Below are 25,551 nucleotides of genomic sequence, written 5' to 3'. Positions count from 1 at the left end.
TTTACAATTGAAGCAATTGCTCGCGCCTTAGGCGGGAATATTAAGACATTAGTTCCCCAGCACAGTGGCTAGGTTTTAAAAATCATAAGTTATGCCTTTGCGTTCCCAGTCTCCGTAACGTGTGGGTTCTTCGCCGCGCGGGCCATTCCACTCTTCTGGCTTCTGTTCACTAGCATTTTTTGCATCACTCGCAACACGACGTTCAGCGGCTTCTTCGAGCGCACGCTGCGCAGCAGGAGACAATTCCTTTCCTGGAGCGGCACCAGAAATGAAACCATCAACAGCCTCATTTTGCAGAGCAGATGATGAATTTTCGGAGTTTTCGTTCTTTTGGGTCATTTTCTCTAGATAAATTCAAATTTTTTTTAGTCCAGACCTTTTTAAAGTTGGAATTCATTAACCTTCATGAGTGACAACTTAATAAGACCCATAAAATTAAACCCAAACGTGTTTTTAAACACCAAACCAATTGGGAGCCTCCACGTGAGCTATTTGCGCGCAACCCTCTTTATGTTCTTCATCCACGCAATCTTTGCGGGAATTGGTTGGGCTATCTACGGAAATCAAGGTGCAGTTGTTGCAACCGGAATTGCACTTGTTTTTCATATAGCAGTCTTCTGGAAAGCAGACACTCTTGTTCTACGCGCGAATAAAGCGCAGGAAGTGGATGAAAATCACCCATCACCAATGGTCCGAGCTTTCGTCAAAGAATGTCGTGACCTCTCAAGTAGCGCCGGCATGATATGCCCTCGTCTATTTATAATGGATGCCCATCAACCAAATGCCTTTGCAGTTGGTCGAGATGCTTTGCACGCTTCAATAGCCGTAACCAATGGACTATTGATGACACTCAATCGCGCAGAGACACGCGCAGTTATAGCGCATGAATTGGCTCATGTTAAACGCGGTGACAGTTTATCAATGGGAATTGCATCTGCAGTTTCAGGCTTATTGAACCGCCTCACTTGGATATTTTTTGCTCCTTTAGGACTTTCAGCAATCTCATCTAGATTCATTTCACGAACAGTTGCTCAAATCTTCGCTTCAAAGGCCCGCGAACACGCCGCAGACCGTGATGGTGCAAAAATATGTGGAAAACCACTTGATCTTGCGTCAGCTCTGGAAAAGATAGAGCGCAATACGGTATCTCTTCTCAACCCAGTTGCTGAGAAGAACCCGGCAACAGCTCATATCTACGTGGTTGACCCATTGCATGCATCAAAACGCACTCATCGCTCGTCTCACCCAGCGACTGAAAAACGCATTGCTCGTCTGCGCCGAATAGCTGAAGATCTGGATAACAAAGACAATGCTAAAACTGAATCGCGCTACTAAGTGAACAAAAATACAAACAATAATGGCTCGCGCTCATCACGCGGGCCTAATCGCCGTTCTGGACCAAATTCTCGCAAAAGCACTGACGACAATCGTTCACGGTCTCGTTCTGGTAAGAACCCGCGCTCCACGCCTCAGGACAACACGACGAAACGTCGTGGCGGTAAGCTCCCACAAAATGGTTGGCAAAGTCGGCGCGCAGCAGCTGATATTCTAATGCGCATCGTCCATGAAGGCATGGACATGGATGAAGCATTGAGTGCTTCCAAATTCTTTGATGACCTAGAAGGTTCTGATCGCGGCTTTGCACGTGCAATAGCGTCAGCAGCGCTTCGAGCATTCGGACGTATAGATGACGCTCTAGAAACATTCATAGACCGCCCACTTGAGAAGATAGATCCACCCGTTCTATCGCTCTTGCGTGTAGGATGCGCACAGCTTTGGGTACTCAAGGCCCCCTCTTATGCCGCGGTGGATGCAACTGTTGAGGCAGCGCGGCAATGGCGACCTGCAGCTCGCGGCGGCGGTATGGTCAATGCAATATTGCGCCGAGCAGTAAGAGAACCAACTGCTTATGATAATCTTCCCCAAAGTCACATCTGGCCAGATTGGCTTGCGACACGCTTTATCGACACACTTGGAGAAGAAACAGCACAAAACATCGCCAGTATTCAGTTACAAGAACCCCGTATCGACGTGACGGTTAAATCCGATCCAGAACAGTGGGCGACGAAATTTGAAGGCCAAGCACTACCTTCAGGCTCTGTTCGATTACCTACTGGTGCCAGTATAGTTGAACTGGAAGGATATGCGGACGGCGAATGGTGGATTCAGGATGTTGCTGCAACTTTACCAGCGAAATTGTTTGGTGATGTCAAAGGCCTAACAATTGGAGACCTGTGTGCTGCACCTGGCGGTAAAACGATGCAACTATCGAGTATGGGCGCCCAAGTTACAGCAGTAGATCTTTCCGAACAACGTATCGAAAAAGTTCGTGAAAATCTTGAACGAACAGGTTTAAAAGCCAAATCTCTTGTGGCAGATGCAAGAGAATGGCGGCCGGATGAATTGTTTGATGGTATTTTGCTCGATGCGCCTTGTTCAGCTCTTGGAACTTTGCGTCGCCACCCTGAGGGAGCTTGGAGACGGAACGACACTGGATTAGATCGCTACTCAAAACTTCAATTGAAACTAGTTGATGCGGCTTATGATATGCTCAAGTCAGGCGGTACGATGCTTTACTGTGTGTGTACTCCCATGCCGGCGGAAGGCATTGAGGTCGTAAAATCAGCAATCGAAAGTCAAAACTGGTCCATCGAACCTATAAAACCAGAAGAGGTTCCAGGGTATGAGCACGCAATTGACGATATTGGTGGGTTGCTCAGTTTACCGCAATTTGCTGTCGAAAATGCAGAAGACATAATAACCTCCGATATCTTCTACATGGCTCGCCTCAAAAAAGTGTGATTGTTTTCAAGGGGTTTTGTAAAGAATAAGGCAGTTTTCTGGATGATATTTAACCAAAATCGCCTCATATCCGCCTCAAACAAGACGGAAAATCAGGCAAATTAAATTTCTTCTGGAGCCACCCCATGTCTTCACTACCTAAAAGCAACAACACAAAAAACGTTGTTCGAAAGACAGCCTTTGCATTCGCCGCAGGTACGCTTCTTGCCGTAACTGGTTGTGCGTCTAGCCAAGGCGCAAACGACTATTCACACAATGAAGTTGGTCGTATTTCCCGCGTTGATGAAGGCGTCATAGTTGCCTCACGTGCCATTATGATTGACGGAAGCAATAATGGGCTTCTTGGTGCTGCAACCGGTGCTGTTATTGGCGGTATAGCCGGTAGCCAAGTTGGCGGCGGTGACGATGAAAAAGCAATCGCTGGTGTCATCGGTGCTGTTGGTGGAGCGATAGCGGGCCAGCAAGTCGGTAAAGCTGGCGGCAAACAGCGCGGCTATGAATATAAGATACGTCTCGACAAAAATGATGAAATTATTTCAATCGCTCAGGGCGGTGATGTCGCACTACCAAATGGGACGCCAATCTTTATAGAATATGGCAACCGCGCGCGCGTCGTTCCACAAAATATTGATATAGGTTACTGATTTACCATTAATCTCTAGACTTTTTCTCCAAGTATGGCGACATATAACCCAGCAAATTTGAGCAAGGTGGTTGCACACCTTGTTCCCTACTGGTAGGCGGAAATATGTCTAAAATTCTCATCTCTCCCTCGATTCTAGCTGCTGATTTTTCTAAACTCGGCGAAGAAGTTCGTGCCATAGATACTGCTGGTGCCGACATGATCCACATCGATGTGATGGACGGTCACTTTGTACCAAACATCACAATCGGACCTGATGTTGTAAAATCATTGCGCCCTCACTCTGACAAGCCATTCGATGTGCACCTGATGATATCTCCGGTAGATGCATATCTCGAAGCTTTCGCAAATGCCGGTGCCGACCTGATTACAGCACACCCAGAAGCTGGACCGCACTTTCACAGAACTATCCAGGCCATTAAAAAACTCGGTAAAAAAGCTGGAGCAGCACTTAATCCTTCAACATCAGCCGATGTACTCGATTATGTGCTAGAAGAATTAGACCTTGTCTTGATCATGAGTGTGAACCCTGGATTTGGCGGTCAATCATTCATCGACAATCAATTGAGAAAAATCGAAGACATCCGCAATCGCATTGAAAAACTGGGAACGAATACAATTCTAGAAGTCGATGGTGGCGTTACGCCGGACAATTGTGCTCGCGTTATTAATGCCGGAGCAAATGCATTGGTGGCAGGATCAGCGGTCTTCAAAAAAGGACCAGCAAACTACGCAAATGCAATTGCTGCTTTAAGAGGCTAACTTCCACTACGATTGGAGTATGGCAACTCATGTCATCTGAAAATGAAAACTCAGAAGAAGCGCCTCAATTAGAAGAAACAACTGCACCTCAACCGATACCGAGCCAGTATTCAAAAATGAGAGATGCAGAAGAGTGGACTGAATTCATGGGTCGTGATGGACTACCTTTGAAATCATCCACCATGTATAAAATGCGGCTGAATCCACCTTCAATTGACGCCCTTTTGGGAAGTCCGAAAAATGGACATCCAACACGCCCCAAACGCGGCGAGAACATTATCCGCGGTTTATGGAAATTTGGAACTGAAAAACTTGAAGTTCCTGAAGCTCGAGCTCCGTGGGGACCTCCTTTTCCGAGTGTGAATTTTGCAGATAGAATACATCGCTTTCATTGGCTTCGAGATTTACTCGCAAATGGCGAGCAAGGTGAAAAACTGGCGCGCAGCTTAACTGTGAGCTGGATGAGAGCATTCGGGAAATGGGATGACAATGCATGGCGTGTAAATGTCACTGCAGATAGAGTCATCAATTGGCTCTCCGCCGCCCCTGTAATCATAGAACCGGTTTCCAGCGAAACAAGAGCAAACCTCTTGGATTGCCTCGTTAAACAGGTGCATCATATTTCGTTGAGCTGTGAAAATGTTAAATCACTTCGTGGACGTTTCAGATGTGCATTGGCCTTGACACTGGCAGGAACAAGTTTGCCTGAAGGTGACGAGTATTTAAAAGTTGGATTAAAAGCTCTAGAACATGAGACACAAACGCAAATCTTGAAAGATGGCGGCCATGTTACACGCTCTCCTTCTCGCCTTGCCGAAACTTTAATTGACCTGAATATCGCAGAAGAATTTTTGCTGAGAATGGGACGCGAAGCTCCCCCATTTTTATCAAAAGCACAGATGCGCATGCAGAACATGTTGAAGTTTCTTCAACTGACCGATGGAGGATTGCTTGTCGCGAATAGCGGAACAGATAGTTGGGATGGTCTGGCAAAGACGGCGCTTTCCCCATTTGGTGAAGGTGGGGGTAAATTTTCTTTTGCTCAACAAACAGGATTTCAACGCATACAAGCCGGAAATCTGACCCTCTACATGGACACCGGCTCATCTGAGACAGGCGAAAACACCGAATTGGCAAGTGCATCCTGTCTTGCTATCCATGTTTGTGACGGCCCACATCGCTTGATCACTTCTATGGGAGCATATCCCGATCTTGATCCGGCCTGGGTATTTGCTGCACGACAGACTGCAGCATCTTCTACCCTTGTATTGGACGATCAAAACTCAGCAATTTTTAGACAAAACCCTGAATCTGGGCTCCATCAAATTATTGGACCACCCGGCGTTTCCGCCAGACGCTTAGAGGAAGGCGACCAATTTTTATTGGAAGGCCAACATTCGGGCTGGCGAGATAGCCATGGACTTGTCCACAGGCGGCGGCTTTATTTAGCCAAAAATGGTCAAAGGATCACTGGCGAGGATTCAATCTATCGACCGTTGGCAGAAACATCTCAAGCCCAGGAAGATGACATCCCATGTGCGCTACGATTCCAATTGCACCCGTACATTGGAGTGGAGCAAGGCGAAGACGAAAAAACAGTGTTCTTACTTGTTCGAAACACCGATATTTCTTGGAAATTCCGCACAGAACACCCCATAAATATTGAACAAACTGTATACACAGCTAGCGGCACACGCCTACCAGCCGCGCAAATTCTAATTAATTACGGTGTTAGTCCAATTGGAGATGGCACAACTTCCCCAAACAGGTTAAGGTGGGCGCTAAGTCGCGTATCAGGCGAGTAAACTGCACGTATTGTAGTTGGGAGTATAGTTTTTGACCCGCAAAGATCTAATTCGGGCCTTTAGTATCGGACAACGCCAAGCATGGCGTGCAATCACTGTCTGTATCGCATATGATGTGATCGCTGCAATGATCGCAATGACCACTGCGATATATATAAGAAACACACTTCAAGGTGCCGTTTCTCCTCCCATGATCACTGCGCTTTACGCGATAGAATTAGCCGTCGCCATGGCTGCGTCACTTGTCATTACAGGTGTATACCGACAAGTGTGGCGGCACACTAGCGCAGGTGATTTACGTCGCATCATTCAAGCTGCTCTATTAGCAAACCTCATTTTCTTACCAATCATGTTTTTAACAAATCGATTGGAAGGTTTTTTTAGATCTAGCATTTTCATCGAAGTTCCAATCCTCATCACTATTATGATTGCAGGTAGATTGGCATCTCGCGCTAGAGCCACAGGGCAATTGCTTGCAGCATTTAGGTCCCCCGACGAAGACAAACCTCCCGCGATTTTAGTAGGTTCAGCTTCAAAAATATCTTCTACCCTCAGAGAGTTAGAGAATTCTTCTGAAGGTGTTCCTGTAAGACCTTTAGCCATTATTGAGACGAGTGGTGATTACACAGGAAGGGCAATTAGTGGTATTCAGGTTTTGGGAGATCTCTCTAAACTTCAAGAGAGCATGTCCATTATGACTACTCGCTATAGCACTCCACCTTGGATTGCTATGGTAGGCTCGACACTAGATCGCGAGATCATGGATTCGGTGCTAGACATTGCTGCTAAATACAAAGCCACAGTTCAGCGAATACGTGCTGATGGAGAATTCAATCACGACGCTGTGGAACCAACCGACCTACTAACTAGGCCGGAGCGCAATCTTGACCGTGTAAATGTAAGCAAACTCATATCAGGAGCAAGAGTATTTGTAACTGGTGCGGGCGGCACAATTGGTTCTGAACTCGTTCGCCAATGCGCAAGTTATGGGCCCGCCGAAATCACTCTGTACGACAACTCGGAATACAATCTATATGAAATAGATATGTATATGGGTAGACATTTCCCCAATGTTCAAAGACGAGCACTGTTAGGTGATGTAAGAGAAGCCAACCGTTTAAAAACAGCTATTAGGCATGCGAAACCGGACATAATATTGCACGCCGCTGCTCTAAAACATGTCCCCCTCATGGAAACCAATCCCAATGAGGCTATTTTGACAAACGTCGAAGGCGCAAGACTGGCAGCTGGTTATGCCGCAGAATTCAATGTTAAGAATTTTGTTTTCATTTCAACAGATAAGGCTGTACAACCTTCAAATGTTATGGGGGCGTCCAAGCGCGCTGCCGAACTTTACATACAAGCCCTAGCTCCAACTAATCCGCAAACAAATTTTGCCATTGTCCGATTTGGAAATGTTCTTGGCTCGGCAGGTTCTGTCGCACCGCTTTTTGAACGTCAAATCAAAGAAGGCGGCCCAGTAACCGTCACCGATGAAGACATGACACGCTACTTTATGAGCGTTGAAGAAGCTTCTTCACTCGTGCTGCAAGCATCTGCATTGTCCAGTACATCGGAACACAGCGAAGCATTTCTATACGTTTTAGATATGGGTGACCCTGTTGCAATCGTTGAACTTGCCGAAAGAATGATACGGCTAAAAGGCTATCGCCCCGGCAAAGATATCGATATTGTCTTCACAGGTTTACGACCAGGCGAAAAGCTATCGGAAACAGTTTTCTACCCTAAAGAAGACGTCTCTAAAACGAGTGTTGATGGGGTTTTGGCAGCGAAATCCACTTACAAAGACCTCGACAAACTCATGCCCACTCTGGATGCTATGATTGAAGCTGCACGCAATAGAGAACGAACCCTTTCATTAGATCTTTTAGCCAATCTGGCTCCGGAACTTGCTATTTCCGACCCAACAGAAGTTTCCAACGAACCCCTGATCCAAACACAATCTAAATATCCATCAGGCAGCAATGTTTTAAAGATCCGTCCTCGGAATAAAACTGCAAATCGGTAAGGTCTACCCTACAGATTAAAATCCGATCCGGATTGAATAAATTTTCAATCCCAATTGAGGAGTTGGCTGTTTAGGCTCAACATGCTATCGCGCATGCCATTCAAGTTATAATTTCATCCACGTTCTGAAAAAGATACGAATACCAAAACAAATTGGTTCTCGATTTCAATCTATTTTCAATCAGACAGGATCTTGTTCTGGAGCCCTAAATGACTGCCAATCTTTCACCTGTACGCCGCGCGTTGATATCAGTATCTGATAAATCCGGCTTAATTGAACGCGCGACCAAGTTGGTCAATATGGGTGTGGAACTCGTATCAACGGGTGGAACTTCCAAAGCGATTGCAGACGCAGGTCTCCCTGTTAAAGATGTGTCCGACCTAACCGGCTTTCCAGAAATGATGGATGGACGCGTTAAAACTCTGCACCCTGTCGTGCATGGCGGGTTGCTCTACCGCCGTGATTTAGACACCCATGTTAAAGCTGCAGAAGAGCACAATATAGGCGCAATCGACCTTCTATATGTTAACCTCTATCCGTTTGAAGCCACAGTTGCTGCAGGCAAAGAATTCGAGGATTGCATTGAAAACATCGATATCGGTGGTCCTGCCATGCTTCGTGCAGCTGCCAAAAATGCTGATTTCGTCGCTGTGTGTACAGATGGTTCTGATGTAGACAAAGTTATTGCTGATATGGAAGCGAATGAAGGGAATTCTACGCTTTCAACACGCCGCAATTTGTCCGCTAAAACCTATGCTCGTACAGCAGCTTATGATGCAGCAATTTCAAATTGGTTTGCCGACCAGAACGAAAATAACGCTCCTGAAATACGTGCCTTTGGTGGCGCAATTAAACAAACATTGCGTTATGGTGAAAACCCCCACCAGAAAGCAGCTGTGTACGCAACACCTGAAAATCGCCCAGGCGTGTTGTCTGCTCAACAAATTCAAGGAAAAGAGCTCTCATTCAATAATTTGAATGACACCGATTCAGCCTATGAATTGGTTGCTGAATTTGATCCCGCAGACCGACCTGCTGTTGCCATCATCAAACATGCAAACCCTTGTGGAGTTGCAGTTGGTGAAACTGCATTAGAGGCCTACAAAGCTGCTTTGGCTTGTGACCCTGTCTCGGCGTTTGGCGGTATAGTCGCACTCAACACAGCATTAGACGCAGAAACCGCAGAAGCAATCACCCAAGTATTTACTGAGGTCGTGATAGCCCCTGGAGCAAGTGACGAAGCTAAAGAAGTTTTTGCCAAAAAGAAAAACCTTCGCCTGTTAATCACAGATGCACTGCCCGACCCTAAAGCACCATCACTTAACTATCGCAGCATAGCGGGTGGTATGTTGGTTCAAGAACGTGACACTGGTCGTATTGAAATGGGCGATTTAAAAGTCGTCACTAAGCGTGAACCAACTGAGCAAGAAATGAAAGACATGTTGTTTGCTTGGCGCGTGGCTAAACACGTCAAATCAAACTGTATTGTCTATGCCAAAGAAGATTCAACAGCTGGCCTAGGTATGGGGTTAGTTAGCCGTGTTGATTCTGCACGCCTTGCGTCGATTAAGGCCCAAGACGCTGCGGATGCGGCTGGTTGGGACGAACCGCGCACAAAAGGCTGTGCTGCAGCCTCAGAAGCATTCATTCCATTTGCAGATGGCCTCCTGCAAGCAATTGAAGCTGGTGCAACCGCCTTTATCCAACCGGGTGGTTCAGTCCGTGATGAAGAAGTAATTGCGGCAGCTGATGAAGCTGGTGTGGCAATGGTCTTCACAGGAATGCGCCACTTTAAACACTAAAACAAAAAGCGTTCTGGCAGATATCTGCCAGAACGCTTTTTCAAACAAGAAAACCGGCTTCATGGATTGAAGCCGGTTTTTTATTTAATTCTCCAAAGCCCAATCCGGAACACCGCTACCTGGCAGGTACCCAACGCCTAACTGTTCCAAATCGGCCTCAATATTATTGATACGCGTCTCAACATTTCTCAATTGCTTTAATACACCATCAAGCTCACTTTTCGCCGTTTCTAACGCAGCTTGGCTCGACCCTGTAGCAGGAGATTGAGATGCCCACCCCCAACTCCGGATTTGAGAAACACGCGCCCCTATAGACCAAGGGGCAGGTTCATTGCGACTACTAATCGTACGGTCACCTTTTAAAGACATATCCGCATTATCTAAAATAGTCTCGATCTGCTGAATGCGTGACAGAAGCTCATTATTCGACACTGTCACAGTTTCAACACCCAGTTTGATGTGATCCAAACGACCGCGCAATTCAGATGACGCCGCATTTGCGCCGGATACAGCGCGATAGATTTCCGCCGTTTCTTTCTGAAAAGCTAACAATGCTGGACGGTCTTTTGTGGCCTCAGGCGTGTCATGCAATGGTTTGACAGTGAATGTTTGAGGTCCAGATAATTGTGTCGCGACACCATTTATCCGTTTTGACATTGTTACTGTATAATCGCCTGGAAGAACCATAGGCCCAACAGGAGGAGATGAGAAAATAGATTCCGATTGTGTCTTTGTTATCGGATCTGGAGCAGCATAACGCATATCCCAAGCTACCCTGTGCATCCCTTTTCCGTGAGGCGCTGTCATTCGGCGTACAATCTTTCCATCCGAGTCCGTGATGGTGAAAACAATTGCTGGCTGATCTTCACGATCTTCAGCTCTCAATGCCTCCCAAGATGGATAAGGTGTATCTCCGCCTTCCTTTTCGATTTTCTTCTCTGCGTCGCGGCGAGTCTTGGACAAAGATTTTAGTCCATCGCGCAAGACATAAGTGAAAACTGCCCCGTAAGGTGGGTTATCAGCTAGCCAGAAATCATCTCCATTGAAAGCTTTCGCTCCGGAATAAGTTCCCCATAGATCTCCTTCAACATACATCCATGAATCACGTACAGGGAATAATGTCGCTTCTTGATCGGCTACTTGTTTCTGGTCGGCACGTAGTGAAGTATAATCGTCCAGCACATAAACTCCGCGTCCAAACGTACCTATAACAAGGTCATTTTCACGACGTTGGATTTCAATGTCTCTTACATCAATTGTCGGGAAGTTATTCTTCAACTGAACCCAGTTCTTGCCGCCATTCTGGCTAAAGAATAGTCCAAATTCTGTTCCCACAAAAAGTAGATCTGGATCTACATGGTCTTCCGCCACTGTGTGAACAGATCCCCATTCAGGCAGATCACCAGAAATGCTGCGCCATGTTTTTCCTTTATCGCTTGTACGATAGAGGTAGGGTTTGTGATCGTCGCGTTTGTGGTTGTCAAAGACAGCATAAGCAACATCCACACTGTGAACTGACGCAACAATATCCTCAACCAATGTCATTTCTGGAACACCGCGAATAGTATCCTTACGCGTCCAGTTGGCACCATTGTCTTGCGTTACCGAAATTACACCATCATCTGTTCCGACATAAATCAGACCTTCAGATACAGGGCTTTCACTAACTGAAATCGCAGCACCAAAAATGGATGTTGAATCATTCTTGGCGATCGCATCAACACTCCAAACGCGATCCATCACTTCTAGTTTATTTCGATCTATCTGACGTGTGAGATCAGGACTAATTATTTCCCAGTTATCGCCGCGATCATCCGAAGCAAATAGATATTCAGCTGCATAATAAATCCGATTTGGGTTATGCGGACTGATTAATAATGGAGTATTCCAGTTCCATTTATAAGCCGGCTGCCCACTTGGCGGTTGCGGTGTTAGGAAAACACGTTCCTGTGTACGTTTATCATACCGAACCAATCCGCCATATTGGTATTGTGCGTATATGGTATTTGGGTCAGTTGGATCGATTTGTGGTTTGTATCCATCCCCTCCTAACACAATATGCCAATCTGAATTTGCGATACCATGTCTTGTGCTTGTACGTGATGGACCACACAAAGAATTATTGTCCTGCGTTCCACCACAAACATTATAGAATGGCGATGCATTATCAGGTTGAACGCGATAAAATTGAACGATAGGCAAATTATCTATGTGACGCCATTTTTGACCGGCGTCCCAACTCTCATAAATTCCACCATCTCCACCCATCACAAGGTGGTTAGTGTTGTTCTCGTCGATCCAAAGTGCGTGATCATCAACATGGCGATGTGCTACGCCAAGGTCTTTGAATGTCTTACCGCCATCTGTTGAGCGTTTAGAAAACGTATCCAATGAATAAAGTACATTCTCATCTTTTGGGTCCACAACCAATTCATTGTAATATTGAGGGCTTGAGGTCATGTGACCTGAACGCTTTTCCCAGTTCTGCCCAAAATCAACAGAACGATAAACACCCTGCTCGTCTGGTTGTCCTTCAATGATCGCGTAGAGTGTTTTTGGATTGGATGGAGCCATGGTCAAACCAATGCGCCCCATATCATCACTTGGTAGGCCTGCAGTAGTTTCGGACCAAGTTTTACCTCCATCCGTAGTACGGTGAATACCTGAACCAGGACCACCATTAATTAATACCCATACGTGACGTCTGCGTTGATAACTTGAAGCGACGATATTGTCCGGATTGCTTGGATCAACAACAAACTCATTGATCCCAGTGTGTTCATCAATCTCGAGAATTAGATCCCAATTCTCTCCACCATCTGTTGTTTTGTATAATCCACGATCCCCCCCTTTGGACCATAGTGGGCCTTGCGAAGCGACGATAACAGTTTGGGGGTCTTCTGGATGAATCCAAATTTGACTAATGTGGCCTGATTTTTTTAAGCCTACATTTTTCCAGCTTTTGCCACCGTCTGTAGATTTGTAAACACCGTCCCCAAAAGCCACAGATCTCTGAGCGTTGTTTTCACCAGTACCAACCCAGATAGTATTTTTATCTGAAGGTGAGATCTCAACAACACCGATAGCGTATGTGCCTTCATTATCGAAAATCGGTGCCCATGTTGTGCCTGCATCTTTTGTGCGCCACAGCCCACCCGAAGATGTACCAACGATGTAATCGTGGTGGCCATCGGGAAAAAAAGCAAAATCTGAAATACGTCCAGATGGATATGCAGGTCCAATCGCGCGCAATGGCAAAGAGGCCAACGGATTTGCAGCTTTTTCTTGAGAAAACGCTGTGGTTTCTGATCCTGCAATTATCGCAAATGATAGAACTACAGTCTTCAAAAATGTCGATGATTGAAACTTTTTCACCCAAAACTCCCCGAGATGACAAATTTTAATTTAATTAAAAATTTATCCAAACCTAAACAAAATGCAATGGGGCGTTCGCCTAAATAATATGTGATCACTCTTAAGTGAATTTACTAAAAACAAAGATACCCCACCTCTTCGCACTAAGAGGTGGGGTCCCAACCCCGGCAATTTTGCCCATCCCATTGATCGCCTATCGGCCTACCACCCAGGACTCATGCGGGGATTGATCTCATAAAGGTTTTATTGGCCTTTGCGTTGCTTTACTTCTTCTTCATCAGCTATCGCGCGATCTTCTTCGTTGAATTCCACATTAGGCTCTTCGCCTTTTGCATAATTTCGGGATTTTTTCGCCAAACGATTCATAGTGATACCAAGTTTGTCTTTAGATACAGCCATGCTCTTGCTGTGGCTTTGACCAACAGCTTGGGCATCTCCAAAGTTGGCAAACTCTGCTCCTAAGAAAACAACTTCCCACCCTTTTTCACGCGCGCGATCTAGAGCGGCTTTTGCGCCTTCTTTCGTAATCTCTCGACTGGAGTTTTCTTGGCCGTCGGTCATGATCACCAATACAGCTTTTTCAGGTTTATCAACTTCTGCAATGCCAACCATTCTTCCAATTGCATCAAACAACGGTGTCATTCCACGTGGCGAAGCTTCATCATTTGTAACTTCATTCCATTCTTTGGCCGAAGCAGTTTTCCTCAAGACATCAAACTGAAGTCCATCCTGTGCATCAAATACAGCTAGTGTAACATCAGCATCGACATCGCCTTCTTCGCCCTCTTCTTTTGTGCCGAGAGACACAGCATAAGTATTTACTGAATTGAGGGCTTCATCCCAGATAGAAGACATAGACCCTGTGCGGTCAAGCAAAATGTAAGCGTGCATTCTTGAGTCCTCTTCTATGATTGGTTCAGTTGGCGATAATTTGGGAGCTGCTACGGCACATGCCGATAAAGCCATGACTGAAGCAGTTACAATTCCGGCGGTGAGTTTCTTAATCATAATCTAGTCTCCTCCTGTTCATGGGGTGAAGAACTCACCCAATCCGCGCCTAGCTCTTGCATGGAGACTAGATCGCTCAATTCGTAGATATTTTTGTAGCCATACCCATAGAGATTGATAAAAGTGGGGATATTGAGGGCCAATGGCATACGTTTGACAGGAACTGGCTCGATATTATCGCTGAAATTATTGTTGCAATAAATCAGTATAGGCGCGTCAACATCTTTGATAACTTTCGCCAATTTATCATCCGTGAAATCGGAAAAATTAAGGTGTATCGCACCTTTTATATGCCCAAGATCATATGCTGCTTTTGAACGTGTATCCAAGATAATGGCATCAGGCTGTTTGGAAATTTCCCAGAACTTGTCCAAATTCACCAAACGCGTCATCCGATGCTTAGCGGCTTCACTAGACAAGATTTCAAAAGATGGAAAATCAACTAAGGAATCTTGTTGCTCTGGTTCATTTGCCGAACTCGTCAATACTAATGCAGACGCCGCCAAACATGTTGCTGCAAGAATGGATACGCGTAATGCCGACACATATTGTAGCTTTATCATTGGTCCCTCCTCGTCCTATCGAGATCGTCTCGATGAACTTAGAGTGAATACTAAATAAGGCTCTGTTCAGGTTATGATTGTGTTTGTTTTGCCTTATATGAGACTAAACATCAGAATAAGTATGACCACTGCCATATAGGCAGCCGTCACAATAATAGCGGCTCTAGGTCCACCTTTTGCGAGTTCTGCTGTTGCACCTGCCACGCCTTGAATTGCTCCTTGTTCGTCAATACGTGTTCCTCTTACAACTAAGCTCACAACGACAAGAATATACATGTAGGATGCAATATAAATCTGATCCAACATCGTTAAATAAGCAACTTGAGGCAAGTCACTCGAAGCTGTGAATTGTGTTGCTACCAGTGTCAGAAGAGCTGTGATAGACAGCCCAACGCGTGCTTCCACATGCACCGGATCCAGCAACAATGACAATGCAGCACATAGAATAATCAAAAAGACAGGCAAGAAGGTTTTCACCCCTCCAGAAAACGCTGGCCGCACTATTGGCAACACCACTGTAAAACGAGAGTACGATGATGCCCCCGCATCATTCAGGTCTCCAAAATTGGTATTGTACAACTTCCCTTCAATCTTAAAGCTGGGATTGACGATATCGTAGCCAGGCAATTCGATATCCGGGTTCAGAGTAAGGGGCTTTTCATCTGCGCGATAAACAACTTCATCCACAGAATACTCAGCATCCTCAATGAACACTTTCAGTTCGTGAGAATCGAATGGGTATTTCTCTATATGAAACTTTGTCGAAAACGCGCCCTGGTGTCGAATATATCCATAGAGCGATCCATCAGGTTGAGGCTGAGGTTCATCATACCCTGCCTCCTCGACATGCGCTTCAGGATCAAAAGTGTTCATGAATTCGAAGGTTTCTAGCGGATTGATATCGGGATTATTCCACCTGAACCAAACATACATGTCGACCACATATGAATGGCTTGGCATGTCGATCATTTGAATATCATTGATGTAAGTACCAACAGTCACGACATCCACTTCAGCTTTTTCATCTGCATCCTGCGCATTTGCTGAAAAAGCGGTGCAGATTAGCAACAACATGCTAACACCAAGAATCTTAAACCAATTTATCATATTTCAGCAGCCCACCCCGCGATTTATAGTTCGCTTTCTATAGGCAATTGAGAAGAATTTCGCAATTAGGTCTTGCGCTGTACAAAACTCATTATAAGAGCGGTGTTGCAGAAGCTGAAAGCATCGCTATGTTGCAGCTCAATTAAGTTATCCACAAACATGTAGAAGGTTTGACGTTCATGTCCCTTGCAACCAACCCACCTAAAAAAGTCGTCCTTGCTTATTCAGGCGGTCTAGACACATCTATCATTCTGAAATGGCTTCAGACTGAATTTGGTTGTGAAGTTGTGACATTTACTGCCGACCTCGGACAAGGCGAAGAACTTGGTCCAGCTCGCGATAAAGCTCTTCAACTTGGTATTAAAGAAGAAAACATCTTCATCGATGATCTTCGCGAAGATTTCGTACGCGATTATGTCTTCCCAATGTTCCGTGCAAACACAGTCTATGAAGGTGTCTACCTTCTTGGAACTTCAATTGCCCGCCCACTAATTTCCAAGCGTCAAATCGAAATTGCTGAGCAAGTTGGTGCAGATGCTGTATGTCACGGCGCAACTGGTAAAGGTAATGACCAAGTTCGTTTTGAACTAGGTTATTATGCACTCAACCCTGACATCCGCGTGATTGCACCTTGGCGCGATTGGGATTTCAAATCTCGTACTCACCTTTTAGAATTTGCCGAAAAGCACGGAATTCCTGTTCCTATGGACAAACGCGGTGAGGCTCCATTCTCTGTTGACGCAAATCTGCTTCACACTTCTTCAGAAGGTAAAGCTTTGGAAGACCCAGGTGTCTCCGCGCCAGAGTTTGTTTTCCAACGTACAGTTTCTCCTGAAGAAGCACCTGACACACCGGAAGAAATCACAGTTGGCTTTGAACGTGGTGATGCTGTTTCAATCAATGGTGAAAAGCTCTCTCCTGCAGAACTACTTACAAAACTAAACGAGCTTGGTCGCAAGCACGGTATTGGTCGTCTGGATCTTCTGGAAAACCGCTTCGTAGGTATGAAATCTCGCGGTATTTACGAAACACCAGGTGGTACAATTCTTTTGGCTGCTCACCGCGGCATTGAACAAGTCACAATGGACCGCGGCGCTGCACACCTTAAAGACGAGCTAATGCCTCGTTATGCCGAGCTTATTTACAACGGTTTCTGGTGGTCTCCTGAACGTGAAATGCTTCAAGCTGCTATTGATGCTTCACAAACAATGGTAACCGGTGAAGTCACTTTGAAACTCTATAAAGGTGCAACACACCTAATGGCACGTACAAGCCCTTACTCTCTCTACTCTGAAGCACACGTAACATTTGAAGATGATGCAGGTGCATATGACCAGAAAGACGCTGAAGGCTTCATCAAACTAAATGCTCTGCGTTTGCGTTTGTTGGCTGCACGTGACAAAAAAGCAGGCAGAAACATCTAAGCCGATAAATTATCGCAATATCGAAGGGGAATCTTAGCACATTGCTTGCATTCCCCTACGACGATAGCCTTACTGGTACAAATGGTTGTGCTCGGCTAAGCTGAAAAAAACAATATTATATGGGATTAGGGACATGGACCTGAACAAAGTTAGCATTGGTAAAAACCCACCAAATGATTTGAACGTCGTGATCGAAGTTCCTCTTGGCGGTGAGCCGATCAAATACGAAATCGACAAAGACTCTGGCGCGATGTTCGTTGACCGCTATCTTTACACACCCATGCGCTACCCATGTAACTATGGATTCGTACCGCACACACTTTCATTGGATGGCGACCCAATCGATGTCATGTGTATTGGTCAGCGCGCTCTTGTGCCTGGTTGTGTACTACGTGTACGCCCTGTTGGCGTGTTGATGATGGAAGATGATGGCGGTGAGGATGAAAAAATTCTCGCTGTGCCTCACCAAAAAATGACAGCCTTCTACAATGATGTGCAGAACTACACTGATCTTCCAGAAATCACGCCACAACGCATTGAGCACTTTTTCACGCACTATAAAGACCTCGAACCAGGTAAATGGGTGAAGATTAAAGGCTGGGGCGATCGCGAAAAAGCAGAAGAACTTATCTCTGCTGCAGTAGAACGCGCAAAAAAATAGATACTATCAGCGAAAATAGCTGAAATTTTTCTATTAAAGGCATTGATCCTTTTTCAAATCCATGGCGGCTATGTCGCCATGGATTTTTCTATTTGGCTTGCATTAGTAGCTCTCTTTTTCTCAGGCGGATTAACCCCCGGCCCTGCTGTGATGTTAGTCACATCATCTTCCTTAAAATATGGGGTTGCGCCCGCCATGGTTGCTGGTATCGGCATATCTACAGCAAACCTTGTATGGATAGCTCTTGCCGTCTCGGGGGCAGCGGCTTTAGCTGCCGCCTTTCCAGATTTCTTTATGCTTTTAAAACTGGCGGGGGTGGCGTTCATCTTCTGGCTAGCTTGGTCAATGATAAAAAACAGCGATGCAATGACCCTCAATGCCAAAGTAATTCCCAGACGCCGCGTTCTTTTTGGAAAAGGCATTGGATTGCAACTGGCCAACCCCAATGCGCTGGTATTTTTTGGTGGATTGCTCCCAGCTTATATCAGCACTGAAAAAGAACTAATTCCTCAAATCATGATCATCATTGCCACTGTTACCGTCACCGAATTAGTGGGTCTTGCTGTATATGCTGTCGCTGCAGAAAAATTGTCTCGTAATTTCCAAAGCCCGAAGTTTGCTAAATGGTTTGCCCGTTCCGCAGCAATTCTAATGGCTGGGTCCGCGATGTTCGCACTTTACGTCACTTTATTTCCGCCAGCCAATGGTTCTGGGCACTAATCACCCAACAGTTTGGGGTTAACCTTGTAAATAACGACGACCAAACCTTCCCTTTATAGTTAAAATCCTAGAATATGGCCGAACCAAGCGAATCAAAACCTTAAGGTTGGCAAAGCATGGCCGAAACTACAGAGAAGACAAAGACAAAAGCATCAACGCGTCGTGCAGGCCCTAAACGCAGCGAGGCATCTCGTCTTGCCGTGCAAAAAGCAGCGCTGGAAGAATTGACAAGCAATGGATGGCGCAATTTCAGCGTCGACCGTGTTGCCAAAAATGCAAAAGCTTCCAAACAGACTATTTATAGATGGTGGCCTACCCCTGCATGCCTCGTCGTTGAAGCAGCACTCGAAGATATTCCCAAGGGAACTGATCCCAACACTGGTCTAAAAGAACGTCTTCTCGCCATCGTCACTCCTCTTATACAGGACATAAGGTTGGGAGATGGCGCACACAAATGGCGCGGAGTTCTTCTAGCTGCCGCTGATACTGATGAAGCCAACGAAATCTTCCGAAAATGGATAACTGAAACTTATAAAAAGCCCATCCGTTTTGTTTTAGCTGAAAACACCAACAAAAACCTTATCCGCAGAGATTGGGATATCGATTTTATCGTAGAAAGTCTTCTTGGGCCTGTGTGGCACAGAATTGTAGCAATGCGCGCTCCAATTCCTGAGAGTTATTTAGCTGCTCTCGTGGATACAGTTGCCGATAGTCTAAGAAAAACTGACACCTAACCAAGCTGTTTGATATCATAACCTGCATTGAGCAGCGCCGTTTCACATTCATCTACGTCCAATCGATAATAGGATCTAATTTCCTGCAAAACTGCATTTGCTATCAGCGTTTCTAAAACAACATCTCCAGCTTCTATCCAACACTTCAGCAAGGGCAATCTATAAAGCCAGAACTTAGGTTTTACCCCCACCCGATGTAGTTCCAGCGAATCTAGCATACCGGAATTAACACCGAGAACCTCGTAAGGGTCCTCGATAAACAGTTTCTCCAGCGATTCCTCATCGACTAAATCTTCAACAACAATTTCTATGTCTTTAGATATACTCGAGATATGGGGGATCAATCGGTCCAATGCCCTATTTGCGAGCTCAATGATTGATCGATTATCGGGTGCACACCCCCACGCTTCATCGGATACCAACATAGTCATTCTGCCTCATTCTGATTTCGTTCAACCTATATATCAAAAGGCATTTCAAGAAGAATTTCTTTATATATTAAGCAATAAGTTTATGGAACGTTCTGGCAACTATTGCAAAAACTGTTATGGTTAATGTTCTATTAAATTCAGAACCAAAACTGAACGAATCAGAATCATCGATGCCCCAAGAAAACACCCCTATTGTCAAGCGAGATACATCACGCGCAGATGCAGTATTCGCTGGCGCTTCTCGCATGCTTCACAATCTAGGTTGGAACAGCTTGATGGAGGTGAGTTTAGCCAATAATCGGCGCGCTGATATATTGGCCATTAACCATAAAGGGGAAATTCTCATCATTGAGGTGAAGTCATGTCTGGCAGATTTCTCCTCAGACGAGAAATGGCCAGAATATAGAGACTTTTGCGACTATTTTATCTTCGCTGTTGATCAAGATTTTCCGATTGACCGCCTCCCGGCAGAAACTGGATACGCAATAGCAGATCAGTTTGGGGGCGCTATAATTCGAGAAGCAGCTCTTCATAAATTGTCTGGACCTCGCCGAAAAGCAATGACGCTGAAATTTGCAAGAATTGCGGCATCACGTCTTTACCAGAACTTGACCACTCCTATGGCATAAATCTCGCCTAACGCTTAGATATAACTAGACCAAAACGAAGATTTACAGGAGTTCCCTTTCAAAATGGGACTATCTTATCCACTTGCCAAAGATGCACATTCAGCACTTTTCTCAGATGAGAACACCTTGTGCGCGACTCAAGCTCAAGCATTTGCCGCAGCAGATGCCAGGGTAAGCCTTATCACGGAGTGGCTCAAACCACCGAAAGAAGACATCGAAGCCGCACTCGACAAAGCAGACAATGCCCGTGCGAACGGCTTTGTTCACGTATATGAAGACAAAGAAGGCGACACTGTTTTTGCAATCACATTCTGGAAAGCTATCTCAAATGAAGAAGCTAAGGCAGAAGATGCAAAAATAAATGAAGAAAAAGCAGCCCGCGCAGAAGAAAATACTGACGATATTTATTTTACTCGCCCAGATAAACGCCGTGAGCGTTTCGGCCTAAGTGTACGCAAACCTCGTGTGCGCAAAGCTGATCCCCGTCAGTTTGATTTATTCCCAAACCCAGGCATGCCAACGCCTGAAGATCCGCCCAAGCCACGTAAAAAGAAATAATTTCAAACACGAATGACTGCCCCAATTTCAAAAACCCGGGCAGTCAGTGAGATCAAAACCAATTAAGGTTGATAAGGCAAAGATGAATGGTGCAACACGATACGAAGTGTGCCCTCAGCATCTTTTTTGTAACCCCAGCTTTTATCTACTTTCGTTACATTTCCATCTTTGTCGGTCATAGTGACCCACCCCATCCACATGGCAACATCGCCTTCGATGAAGACAGCAGATGTTTCAGACTCACATTCACGCCAGCCTTTGATGCCAAATCCACCATCTAAAGGGTAATCATCATCATGTCCGACAAAATAGGAAAGCGCGCCCTTTTTGCTGGGGCGGAATGTTTTCTCACCGCTTGCTAGCGTTGGCTTGAACAACACATCTCCCATGTTGTAGCCATATGCAGCGTCCAAAACATCGCTCGCAACTGATCGCGCGCCATCAATTCCATCTGCTTCATAAGCTTTTGCGATGGCAATTAACGCTTCGCCCCACGCTTTACGTGCGCCAGCAATCTCTTTCTCAGTAATAGCCATGAATTTAACCTACCCTTATCCTTGGTTTTTCCTGTTTGATTTTGGCTTAAACACTATTTTTGAGAAATTGTCATTCACCCATGCTTCATAATAAACAAAACTCATCTCATGGTTAAACAAGAAAAGCGGTTGAATTATCTCCACGACTTGATGGTCGGGAAAATTCAGCAAAAGTTGCAATCAATGGGAACGCTGTAAACAACACCCATTGTGGTTGGGTAGAAAATTCGCCCAGAATAGTTACACCATAGAATATAAATAATGCGGCCCAAGCGAGTTGAAAACCTGTGGTAAACGCATAAAGGGCCCTACTCGGTCGATATGCCAACCACATGTAAGCAATTGAGACAGCAATTAAAACTACCGTTACGGCATGCCACAACACCAAACTCATTGCTTTTAGATCTGCATTGGGCATCACCTCTTTAAAAGGGTCTGCATACTCAGGTCCTCCACCAAAAACATGTAATCCAACAGTGGCTGCCATTAACAATGACAAAATAAAGTAAGTTTTAGACATTTTCATCTCTCCATACGCTTGCGTATGGTTTGCGCTTAGTCCTAACAAGAGTCAATACGCTACCGTATGGTGAAACGAAATGACGCAGAATAAACTCACCCCAGAAGATTGGATTGCAGCGGGTTTTCGTGCTTTGGCGCAAGGTGGGCGCGCGGCCATCAGGGTTGAAGCTATTGCTCGAGAGCTAAAAACAACAAAAGGGTCTTTTTACTGGCATTTCAAAAATTTGAAGACATTCGAAACCGCTATGGTCGAATTGTGGAGCACGCGCGCTACTGATGATATAATCGAGACGCTTGCTTCCTATAAGAAAGGCACAGATCGCTTAAAAGCACTTGCTTCAATTGCAAGCTCCCCTCCTCCCGAATTTGGAGGAAACGCCGTTGAACCTGCAATTCGCGATTGGGGACGCTCAAATGAGTTCGTCGCAACAACATTGGAAGATGTTGATGCACGTCGTATTCGATTTTTAGAAGAACAATTTGAAGCTATGGGTTTGTCGAACAAACAATATGCGAAGCTATTCTATGCAGCGCATTTAGGCTTGGAGCAATTGGGGCTCACAACAGAAAAAACTGATGAAACAGACCTTCAATTGCTCCTAAAATTACTTACTAAAAGCTAACTTATCTTGGCGCGCGTTTAGCGAGAATACGCTGCAGAGTCCGACGGTGCATATTCAACCGTCTAGCAGTTTCTGATACATTGTGGTCACACAACTCATATACGCGTTGAATGTGTTCCCAACGCACGCGATCCGCCGACATTGGATTCTCTGGCGGGTCTGGCTTGTCGCCTGGTTTTGTTAGAAGAGCTTTTACAACATCATCAATATCAACAGGCTTGGATAGATAATCTACCGCCCCTGCTTTAACCGCAGCCACAGCCGTCGCAATTGCTCCGTAACCAGTTAGAATTACTGCCTGAGCATCTTCTCTGTTTTCATGCAGAGTTTGCACAACATCCAAACCTGACCCATCTTCAAGACGTAAATCCAAAACCGCATACGCTGGTGGATTTAAGCGGGCCACATCTTTTGCTTCTGCTACGGTTGCACATGCAGAAACAGTAAATCCTCGCTGAGTTAAAGCGCGTGCCAAACGTCCACGGAATGGCGCATCGTCATCTAGCACCATTAAAGACTTATCTTCTAAACCAGCAATCACTTCATCCGGCTTGAATTCAGCGTCCATTTTTTTCTTCCCTATTCCCTACTCAGAGCATTTAGCATCTGAATTCTTTGGGCAAATCACGTCGCGCTTAGGTTAGACTTTTGCCAAAGCTTTGCAAGCCCTGCGAAAAGTCGCATTCAATCTCGCTATTCCTCACTCCACCCCGGAGCAGCGCGAATTGTATTCAACATCCATGAAATTCTAACAACGGCACCCCGGGCCGGAGCACGGCGATTATAGGGTTTCATTCTAGCCCCTGTTCTTTCAAGCAGAGTTCGCGCAATGAAGAAACCTAATCCCATGCCGCCTCCAATTTGATCTTCACCGCGTTGAGAAAGGTATGGCTCCCCCAGCTTTGGTAACACAGTCGCTGAAAACCCGGGGCCGTCATCAATTATGTAGATGCGCAACTCTTCCTCTGACCAACGCGCGGCAACATGAACTTCTTTATCAGCAAAGCTTACTGCGTTCTCAACAAACGCACCTAAAGCATGAATGATCTCTGGGCGGCGTCGAACTTCAGGTTCAGCCCCAAGCTCACTTCCCTCACCCAATGGCTCACTAGAAAGATGGATATCAATTCCTAGCCCTGCATGTGGTTCAGAAATCTCTTTAATCAGAGCCGCCACAGGCAATTTGGAATGCGCGGCGTCGCTTGCTTCTCCTCTACGCGAGATTTGACCTAAAATATTTCTGCATCGCTCAGCTTGCTCCGCAATGAGAGACACGTCTTCATACTCGTCACTATCTTTGTCAGTCGCCCGCTGAAGTTCTTTTGCCACCAAATGAATAGTCGCCAATGGTGTTCCGAGTTCATGAGCCGTCGCAGCAGACAATGCACCTAGAGCAGAAAGTCTTTGCTCTTTTGCAAGCACTTCTTCTGCTGCTTCCAACGCCCGAGCCAATCGAGCTTCATCACGTCCTGTTCGCCACGCTGATACCGCAAAAAACACAAGGCCAATCGCTACACTCGCAAACAACCCCCAACGATAGGTAGATGGCAGAGAAAAAGTCTCCCCATTTTCCCAAGGAAGCGGTGCAGATACTAGTGATAAAGCGCCAAGGCTGAGAAAGCCCAATAATAACAAGAGAAAAGCATAGCTAGGTCGAAGCCGCGAAGCAGCCACCGTCACAGGGGCTACAATCATAAATGAAAACGGATTATCCAGCCCTCCAGTTAATCCTATCAGTATACTCAGTTGTACAATATCAAAAGCTGATTGAAGCGCTGTCTCAGTCTGACTTGCTAGCCTTTGCGCAGGATGCAGCGCAGTCAGAATCACATTCACCCATGCAGACGCAGAAATCACAGCCAAACAGCCAGCTAATGGCAATTCATACTTCAGAATATAGTGAACAAAAAGAACGGCTAACACCTGACCTATCACTGCAATCCATCTCAAGCTCACCAGTGTTCGCACACGTGTTCGCCCAAAGACGGATCCCACTCCAGCCAACCCTTCGGGAGCCAAATCTATCAGAGGGGTTATATGATTGGGCTGCTCACCCGCAGCAAGATTTTCATGTTCAGTCATGGTCACGACAATAATTTCTGTTTGGTTTAGCTCAAGTGTGACTTAAACGCCTATTGCATCAATCTTCAATCAATACATATTGCTCACATGAAAAAACAACTTCTCACATCTGCCTTTGCAATCGCTTTACTTGTGAGTGCTTGCGGGCCACGTACAAACGAAACGCAAGCGACAGCAGGTTCCTCGGGTGGTAGCTCTTCATGCTCCTCACGCGCGTACGACAACATTGGTGGTCCTTTCACGCTGATTGACCACAATGGAATTGAAGTCACTCAAGATGACTATAAGGGGAAAGACTCTTTAGTCTATTTTGGTTTCACCAATTGCCCTGACGTATGCCCTTTTTCTCTTTCAGTAGCTGGCGCAGCAATGGACTTACTTCCTGAAGGTGTCGAGAAACCGAGAACATTGCTCATTTCTGTAGACCCCGAACAGGACACACCTGAAACGCTTGCTCTATATGTAGAAAGCAATGGGTTTCCAGAAGACATGATTGGTCTCACAGGAACCGAAGAGTCGATCAAATCGGTCGCAGACGGCTTTAAGACCAGCTATAAACGGATTGAAGATCCCGATAGCACTTTAGGCTATACGATGGATCATCTTTCTATTCTCTATCTCATGGATGAAGATTGGAAACTTAAGACGTTTTTCACATCTCAGGATACGCCTGCTGATGTCGCAAAATGTATTGCTGAGCTCAGCTAATATTCATTCCACATATATCAAATTAAA

General features: G+C 45.6%; 25 protein-coding genes. 15 read left to right on the top strand and 10 right to left on the bottom strand.

Going from position 1 to position 25,551, the window contains the following annotated elements:
- Window positions 1–75: 75 nt before the first annotated feature.
- The gene (locus tag F551_RS16615) at window positions 76–339 is read right to left on the bottom strand and encodes a DUF1674 domain-containing protein (RefSeq protein ID WP_018997469.1); all 264 of its coding nucleotides are present in this window, start codon (window positions 337–339) and stop codon (window positions 76–78) included.
- Window positions 340–483: 144 nt separating this feature from the next.
- On the opposite strand from F551_RS16615, the gene F551_RS0110495 reads away from it, so the two are divergent.
- From F551_RS0110495 to purH, 7 genes are all read left to right on the top strand, one after another.
- Window positions 484–1,335 (top strand): M48 family metalloprotease, encoded by an 852-nt coding sequence (locus tag F551_RS0110495; RefSeq protein WP_018997468.1) that lies wholly within the window; start codon window positions 484–486, stop codon window positions 1,333–1,335.
- Entirely contained in the window at window positions 1,336–2,802 is a 1,467-nt protein-coding gene (locus F551_RS0110490) for an RsmB/NOP family class I SAM-dependent RNA methyltransferase (protein ID WP_018997467.1), read from the top strand.
- A 125-nt stretch (window positions 2,803–2,927) separates the two neighbouring features.
- On the top strand, window positions 2,928–3,446 hold the full coding sequence (locus tag F551_RS0110485) for an outer membrane lipoprotein (protein WP_018997466.1): 519 nt from the start codon (window positions 2,928–2,930) through the stop codon (window positions 3,444–3,446).
- A gap of 104 nt (window positions 3,447–3,550) precedes the next feature.
- Window positions 3,551–4,207: a ribulose-phosphate 3-epimerase gene (gene rpe, locus F551_RS0110480; protein WP_018997465.1), complete on the top strand. Its 657-nt coding sequence runs from the start codon at window positions 3,551–3,553 to the stop codon at window positions 4,205–4,207.
- A gap of 29 nt (window positions 4,208–4,236) precedes the next feature.
- The gene (locus F551_RS0110475) at window positions 4,237–6,012 is read left to right on the top strand and encodes a heparinase II/III family protein (protein WP_018997464.1); all 1,776 of its coding nucleotides are present in this window, start codon (window positions 4,237–4,239) and stop codon (window positions 6,010–6,012) included.
- A gap of 31 nt (window positions 6,013–6,043) precedes the next feature.
- Entirely contained in the window at window positions 6,044–8,041 is a 1,998-nt protein-coding gene (locus tag F551_RS0110470; RefSeq protein WP_018997463.1) for a polysaccharide biosynthesis protein, read from the top strand.
- A gap of 209 nt (window positions 8,042–8,250) precedes the next feature.
- The gene (gene purH, locus F551_RS0110465; RefSeq protein ID WP_018997462.1) at window positions 8,251–9,843 is read left to right on the top strand and encodes a bifunctional phosphoribosylaminoimidazolecarboxamide formyltransferase/IMP cyclohydrolase; all 1,593 of its coding nucleotides are present in this window, start codon (window positions 8,251–8,253) and stop codon (window positions 9,841–9,843) included.
- A gap of 84 nt (window positions 9,844–9,927) precedes the next feature.
- Here purH and F551_RS0110460 read toward each other — a convergent pair whose 3' ends face one another.
- The 4 genes from F551_RS0110460 to F551_RS0110445 all read right to left on the bottom strand — a co-directional run bounded on the left by F551_RS0110460 (window position 9,928) and on the right by F551_RS0110445 (window position 15,896).
- Complete coding sequence (locus F551_RS0110460; RefSeq protein ID WP_018997461.1) at window positions 9,928–13,218, bottom strand: VPS10 domain-containing protein; 3,291 nt, start codon at window positions 13,216–13,218, stop codon at window positions 9,928–9,930.
- 243 nt (window positions 13,219–13,461) lie between these two features.
- Window positions 13,462–14,226: a vWA domain-containing protein gene (locus tag F551_RS0110455; protein ID WP_018997460.1), complete on the bottom strand. Its 765-nt coding sequence runs from the start codon at window positions 14,224–14,226 to the stop codon at window positions 13,462–13,464.
- Entirely contained in the window at window positions 14,223–14,789 is a 567-nt protein-coding gene (locus tag F551_RS0110450; RefSeq protein ID WP_018997459.1) for a rhodanese-like domain-containing protein, read from the bottom strand. The genes F551_RS0110455 and F551_RS0110450 overlap by 4 nt, the downstream gene beginning before the upstream one ends.
- Window positions 14,790–14,882: 93 nt before the next feature.
- Window positions 14,883–15,896, bottom strand: a complete 1,014-nt coding sequence (locus F551_RS0110445) for a ligand-gated ion channel (RefSeq protein ID WP_018997458.1) — start codon at window positions 15,894–15,896, stop codon at window positions 14,883–14,885.
- A gap of 179 nt (window positions 15,897–16,075) precedes the next feature.
- Here F551_RS0110445 and F551_RS0110440 point away from each other — a divergent pair, with 179 nt between their 5' ends.
- The 4 genes from F551_RS0110440 (at window position 16,076) to F551_RS0110425 (ending at window position 19,435) form a co-directional block, all read left to right on the top strand.
- Window positions 16,076–17,320, top strand: a complete 1,245-nt coding sequence (locus F551_RS0110440) for an argininosuccinate synthase (RefSeq protein WP_018997457.1) — start codon at window positions 16,076–16,078, stop codon at window positions 17,318–17,320.
- A gap of 133 nt (window positions 17,321–17,453) precedes the next feature.
- The gene (ppa, locus tag F551_RS0110435; RefSeq protein ID WP_018997456.1) at window positions 17,454–17,981 is read left to right on the top strand and encodes an inorganic diphosphatase; all 528 of its coding nucleotides are present in this window, start codon (window positions 17,454–17,456) and stop codon (window positions 17,979–17,981) included.
- Window positions 17,982–18,059: 78 nt separating this feature from the next.
- Window positions 18,060–18,701, top strand: coding sequence for a LysE family translocator (locus F551_RS0110430; protein WP_018997455.1), 642 nt, complete (start codon window positions 18,060–18,062; stop codon window positions 18,699–18,701).
- A gap of 116 nt (window positions 18,702–18,817) precedes the next feature.
- Window positions 18,818–19,435: a TetR-like C-terminal domain-containing protein gene (locus F551_RS0110425; RefSeq protein WP_018997454.1), complete on the top strand. Its 618-nt coding sequence runs from the start codon at window positions 18,818–18,820 to the stop codon at window positions 19,433–19,435.
- Here F551_RS0110425 and F551_RS17165 read toward each other — a convergent pair.
- A complete protein-coding gene (locus F551_RS17165; RefSeq protein ID WP_081621177.1) occupies window positions 19,432–19,866 on the bottom strand; it encodes a metallopeptidase family protein in 435 nt (144 codons plus the stop codon). The genes F551_RS0110425 and F551_RS17165 overlap by 4 nt on opposite strands.
- Window positions 19,867–20,036: 170 nt before the next feature.
- Here F551_RS17165 and F551_RS0110415 point away from each other — a divergent pair, with 170 nt between their 5' ends.
- Both F551_RS0110415 and F551_RS0110410 read left to right on the top strand, forming a co-directional pair.
- Window positions 20,037–20,495, top strand: a complete 459-nt coding sequence (locus F551_RS0110415; protein WP_033404947.1) for an MmcB family DNA repair protein — start codon at window positions 20,037–20,039, stop codon at window positions 20,493–20,495.
- Window positions 20,496–20,558: 63 nt separating this feature from the next.
- Window positions 20,559–21,053, top strand: a complete 495-nt coding sequence (locus tag F551_RS0110410) for a hypothetical protein (RefSeq protein WP_018997451.1) — start codon at window positions 20,559–20,561, stop codon at window positions 21,051–21,053.
- A 62-nt stretch (window positions 21,054–21,115) separates the two neighbouring features.
- On the opposite strand, the gene F551_RS0110405 is transcribed toward F551_RS0110410, so the two are convergent.
- Both F551_RS0110405 and F551_RS0110400 read right to left on the bottom strand, forming a co-directional pair.
- Entirely contained in the window at window positions 21,116–21,589 is a 474-nt protein-coding gene (locus F551_RS0110405) for a phosphoribosyl-AMP cyclohydrolase (RefSeq protein ID WP_018997450.1), read from the bottom strand.
- A gap of 112 nt (window positions 21,590–21,701) precedes the next feature.
- Window positions 21,702–22,109: a hypothetical protein gene (locus tag F551_RS0110400; protein ID WP_018997449.1), complete on the bottom strand. Its 408-nt coding sequence runs from the start codon at window positions 22,107–22,109 to the stop codon at window positions 21,702–21,704.
- A 79-nt stretch (window positions 22,110–22,188) separates the two neighbouring features.
- Between F551_RS0110400 and F551_RS16605 the strand changes: the two genes are divergently transcribed.
- On the top strand, window positions 22,189–22,734 hold the full coding sequence (locus F551_RS16605; RefSeq protein ID WP_018997448.1) for a TetR/AcrR family transcriptional regulator: 546 nt from the start codon (window positions 22,189–22,191) through the stop codon (window positions 22,732–22,734).
- Window position 22,735: 1 nt separating this feature from the next.
- Here F551_RS16605 and F551_RS0110390 read toward each other — a convergent pair whose 3' ends face one another.
- Together F551_RS0110390 and F551_RS0110385 are read right to left on the bottom strand one after the other, a co-directional pair.
- Window positions 22,736–23,302 carry an ActR/PrrA/RegA family redox response regulator transcription factor gene (locus tag F551_RS0110390; RefSeq protein WP_018997447.1) on the bottom strand — a complete coding sequence of 189 codons (567 nt, stop codon included), beginning with the start codon at window positions 23,300–23,302 and terminating at the stop codon, window positions 22,736–22,738.
- Between the two features lie 125 nt (window positions 23,303–23,427).
- Entirely contained in the window at window positions 23,428–24,816 is a 1,389-nt protein-coding gene (locus tag F551_RS0110385; RefSeq protein WP_018997446.1) for an ActS/PrrB/RegB family redox-sensitive histidine kinase, read from the bottom strand.
- A gap of 87 nt (window positions 24,817–24,903) precedes the next feature.
- On the opposite strand from F551_RS0110385, the gene F551_RS0110380 reads away from it, so the two are divergent.
- Complete coding sequence (locus F551_RS0110380) at window positions 24,904–25,524, top strand: SCO family protein (RefSeq protein ID WP_018997445.1); 621 nt, start codon at window positions 24,904–24,906, stop codon at window positions 25,522–25,524.
- Window positions 25,525–25,551: the final 27 nt, after the last annotated feature.

The sequence above is a fragment of the Hirschia maritima DSM 19733 genome (assembly GCF_000378345.1).
GTDB classification, from domain to species: domain Bacteria; phylum Pseudomonadota; class Alphaproteobacteria; order Caulobacterales; family Hyphomonadaceae; genus Hirschia; species Hirschia maritima.
This window is presented reverse-complemented; position numbering and strand designations above follow the sequence as displayed.